At 68.6% G+C, this 4127-nt stretch carries 3 protein-coding genes and 1 riboswitch; of the genes, 2 read left to right on the top strand and 1 reads right to left on the bottom strand.

Annotated elements, in window-relative coordinates:
* Nucleotides 1-50: 50 nt before the first annotated feature.
* The gene (locus I0Q12_RS18240; RefSeq protein WP_197253291.1) at nucleotides 51-1052 is read right to left on the bottom strand and encodes a DMT family transporter; all 1002 of its coding nucleotides are present in this window, start codon (nucleotides 1050-1052) and stop codon (nucleotides 51-53) included.
* Nucleotides 1053-1191: 139 nt separating this feature from the next.
* Nucleotides 1192-1282, bottom strand: a riboswitch (glycine riboswitch).
* Between the two features lie 256 nt (nucleotides 1283-1538).
* Between I0Q12_RS18240 and I0Q12_RS18235 the strand changes: the two genes are divergently transcribed.
* Nucleotides 1539-3032 (top strand): class I adenylate-forming enzyme family protein, encoded by a 1494-nt coding sequence (locus I0Q12_RS18235; RefSeq protein WP_197253290.1) that lies wholly within the window; start codon nucleotides 1539-1541, stop codon nucleotides 3030-3032.
* A 37-nt stretch (nucleotides 3033-3069) separates the two neighbouring features.
* Nucleotides 3070-4113: an NADP-dependent oxidoreductase gene (locus I0Q12_RS34940; RefSeq protein ID WP_197253289.1), complete on the top strand. Its 1044-nt coding sequence runs from the start codon at nucleotides 3070-3072 to the stop codon at nucleotides 4111-4113.
* The last annotated feature ends 14 nt before the right edge of the window (nucleotides 4114-4127 follow it).

Below are 4127 nucleotides of genomic sequence, written 5' to 3'. Positions count from 1 at the left end.
GCTCGTGCGTGGTTTCGGTAGCGGGTGCTACCGAAACCACGCACGAGGGGTTATCGCCGGGCGAGCAGCGGCAGCGCCATCGCCACCAGGATCAGCGCCGAACCGAACACGGCCAGGGTGGACGCGGCCTCGCCGAATGCCAGCACGCCGATCGTCAGGGCCACCACCACTTCGAGATAGGACAGACCCGAGAGCTCGGCGGCACGCAGGTGCTTACCGGCGACCACCAGCAACCCCAGGGCGAACAGACCGCAGACGACGAAGAACCCCGCCGCCCAAGCCCAGTTGCTCGCCGTCATGCCCGACAGATCGGGCCGCGTCACCACGACCATCGCCGCGGTCGCGATCGCGCCGAAGGCGAAGTTCCAGAAGCACCGGACGTCGGACGGCATGTCGCTCCGGTAGCGGTAGCACAGCAGGGCGGCGCCGTAGAAGATCCCCGACGCGACCCCGAGCACGGTCCCCAGCGTCTCCTGCTCGCCACCGCCGGAAGTCCCGCCGATGAAACCGGCCGCGAACAGCATGCCGACGAACGCCGCGCCGAGTGACAACGCGTCGAGGCGCGTGATCGATTCCTTCAACACCACGCGGGCGAGGACGGTCGCGACGACCGGTCCGAGATAGTGCAACACGACGGCCCGGGACAGGTCGGTCAGGACGGTCGCGGACAGGTAGGTGGCCAGCGACAGGCCGAGGAAGACCCCACCTGCGACGACCGACGCGGACAGGCGGACTCGCCGCACTTGCCCGAGACGACGGGTGAACGCGAGCAGCACCAGCATGCCCACCGCGCCCACCGCCATGCGCCCGAAGGTCAGGGCCTCACCGAGCACCGCGCCGTCGGGCGTGGCCATGCGTCCGAACAGACCGGCCGCGCCCATCGCCGTGGCGGACAGGACGATGGCGACGACGCCGAATCGCCGGTCGCGGGAGGGCGCGGATCGGGGAGCGGGAGCGGGAAGCTGGGCGCGCGGCGGCGCGGCGGAAACTTGGGCGCGCGGCGGCGCGGCGGAAACTTGGGCGCGCGGCGGCGCGCCGAGGGAAACGGTCACACGTATTCCTCAGGCCAGGGTGCACTGCGGCACCAGCGGGTGATGTCGTTTCCCCGCTCTGTCATTGACCTGAGAGCTTTCGCGGACGTGATCCGCTTACACCTTCGGTGAACCCGGACGGGTTGCTTTCCAGAGGAGCCTCGCCACGGCGGTCTGGGGGCCTGAGAGATTCCCGGGGAGGTTGCTCCTTCGGCGCCCGCTGCTGTGCGGGACTCTCCCGCCGCGGTTCGGGTGGCTGTTCAGTTGTGGCGTCAAGTATGTCATGGCTGCGGGTGCGTGAGCATGTCGGGTTGTTTTCGCAGGTCACAGGCCATATCGGAAAAGATCGTCAGATACCTTCACAAATATAGGCATAATTGCTATGGTGTGGGTCACACGGTTTTTCGACCGGCGCGCATCGGTGATTTCGCATTCCGACGAATCGGGACCACCGGTCGACTCGTCTCTTCTCTCGTACGGCAACGGCATCTACAGACAGGTGGTCATATGGGCATCGGGATGGTCCTCGACATGGCGTCTGCCGCCACCCCCGATCGGATCGCTCTGGGTCCGCGGGCGAACGGCACGACCTATCGGCAACTCGACGAACTCGCTTCGCGCGGTGCGGGCCTGCTCGCCGAGCTCGGAGCCCGCCACGTCGTCTTCGTCGGCGTCAACAGTCCGGTGCTCCCCACGCTGATGTTCGCAGCGGGGCGCGCCGGAATCCCCCTGGCTCCCTTGAACTACCGGCTTCCGGCCCCGCAATTGCTCGAACTGATCGACCGACTCGACGATCCGGTGGTCGTGGCGGACGCCGAGTACGTGACCAAACTCGACGGATGCGCGAGCCGCATCGTCTCGACGGACGAATTTCTCGGACTGGCGAACGCGACGGAGCCGTTGGAGGCCGATCGCTCGGAGGACGAGGGCACGGCGATCGTGCTGTTCACCTCCGGTACCACCTCGGCTCCGAAGGGCGTGCTGCTCCGTCACCGGCACCTTCTGTCGTACCTCCTCAACACCGTCGAATTCGGTTCCGCGGCAGAGGAACACGCGACCCTGGTGAGCACCCCGCCGTATCACATCGCAGGCCTCGGGGCCGTCCTGAGCAACGTCTACTCGGGTCGCCGCATGGTCTACCTGCCCGATTTCACGCCGCAGGGATGGCTCGACCTCGTCCGGACGGAGGGGGTCACCAGCGCCATGGTGGTGCCCACGATGCTCGCCCGCATCGTCGACCACCTCGACGGCGCGCCCGCCGACGTCCCCACGCTCGGGTCGCTCGCCTACGGCGGCGCACGGATGCCCCAACCGGTCCTCGAACGTGCTCTCGCGGCGTTCGGCGACACCGGATTCGTCAACGCCTACGGCCTGACCGAAACCAGTTCGACGATCGCGGTCCTCGGCCCCGAGGACCATCGGGAGGCCTTCGCGAATCCGGAACTGCGCGGCCGGCTCGCCTCGACCGGCCGGATCGTGCCCGGTATCGAGGCGCAGATCCGTTCGGAGGACGGCGATCGCGTACTGCCCGAGGGGGAGACGGGCCTGCTGTGGGTGCGCGGAGCGCAGGTCAGCGGCGAGTACATGGGTAACGGTTCGGTGCTCGACGCGGACGGTTGGTTCCCCACCCGGGACCGCGCCCGGATCGAGGACGGCTATCTCTACATCGGTGGCCGCGCGGACGACACCATCATCCGTGGTGGTGAGAACATCGCGCCGGCCGAGATCGAGGACGTGCTGGCGCGTCATCCCCAGGTGCGGGAGGTGGCCGTGATCGGCACCCCCGACGACGAGTGGGGTGAACGGATCTGCGCGGTGATCGTCCCGGCGGCGGACGCCCACGACGACGCCGACGCGATCCGGACGTGGTGCCGCGAGCGCCTGCGCGGCTCGAGGACTCCCGACGACGTGGTGTTCGTCGACGATCTGCCTCGTACCCCGACCGGCAAACTCGTGCGCCGCGACCTCGTCGAACAGGTCACCGCCGGCCTCGCAGGATGACCCCGCCGTCCGCATCGTGGAGAGAACAGGCATTGCCGTGACCGACACCGTCGACACCGAACTCCTCCGGCGCGAGTGGGTCCTTCGGGCACGTCCGAACGGGCGCCCCCGCGCCACCGACGTCGAACTGGTCGAGACGACTCTCGGCGAACCTGCTCCCGGGCAGGTCCGCGTGCGGAATCTCGTCATGTCCGTCGAGCCCTACATGCGGGGCCGGATGGGGGGAGGGGCTTCCTACGCCGAACCGTACGAGCTCGATGCGCCCATGCTCGCGCCGACGGTCGGCGTCGTGTCCCGCTCGGATCGGCCGGAGCTGCCGGTGGGCTCGCTCGTTCTCCACGAATACGGTTGGCGCACGGAAAGTCTCGTCGACGTGACCGACTGCCGCAGGCTCCGGCACGACGACCTGCCCGCGGCTCTTCACCTGAGTGTCCTCGGTATCCCGGGGATGACGGCCTGGGTGGGGATCGACCGGATCGCGCAGGTCCGAGACGGCGACGTGGTGTTCGTGTCGTCCGCGGCCGGCGCGGTCGGGTCCACCGCCGTCCAGTTGGCGAAACAGCGCGGCGCCGTGGTGATCGCGAGTGCCGGATCGCCGGAGAAAGTCGCGCTCACAAAGGAACTCGGAGCGGACGCGGCCTTCGACCACCACGACGGGCCGGCGAAGGACCTGCTGCGTACCGCGATGGCCGAAGTCGGGGCCACGGCTCTCGACGTCTACTTCGACAACGTCGGAGGAGAACAGCTGGAAGCGGCCATCCGGGTGCTCGCCGACCACGCCCGCATCGCCCTGTGCGGGATGATCAGTGTCTACAACTCCGCCGCACCCGTGCCCGGTCCGAGCAATCTCCTGAAACTGATCTGGCGCCGCGCCCGGATGGAAGGCTTCCTGCTGGCCGACCATCTCGACGCACGCGAGCAGTTCGAGGACGAGATGGCCGGGCTCGTCCGGACCGGACGGATCCGGCCCGTCCACACCGAATTCTCCGGCGGCATCGCCGGTGCATGGGACGCCTTCGTCGGGATGCTCGACGGCGCCGCCACCGGCAAGGCCCTCGTTCCGCTCACCCCCTCCACCTGACCCCCCACCGGGAC

Source organism: Rhodococcus sp. CX, assembly GCF_015865005.1.
Taxonomy (GTDB): Bacteria; Actinomycetota; Actinomycetes; order Mycobacteriales; family Mycobacteriaceae; genus Rhodococcus.
This window is presented reverse-complemented; position numbering and strand designations above follow the sequence as displayed.

Coding starts and splice junctions, on each gene's coding strand:
- I0Q12_RS18235 (WP_197253290.1), top strand. CDS start 1,539: ATGGGCATCGGGATGGTCCTCGACATGGCGTCTGCCGCCACCCCCGAT.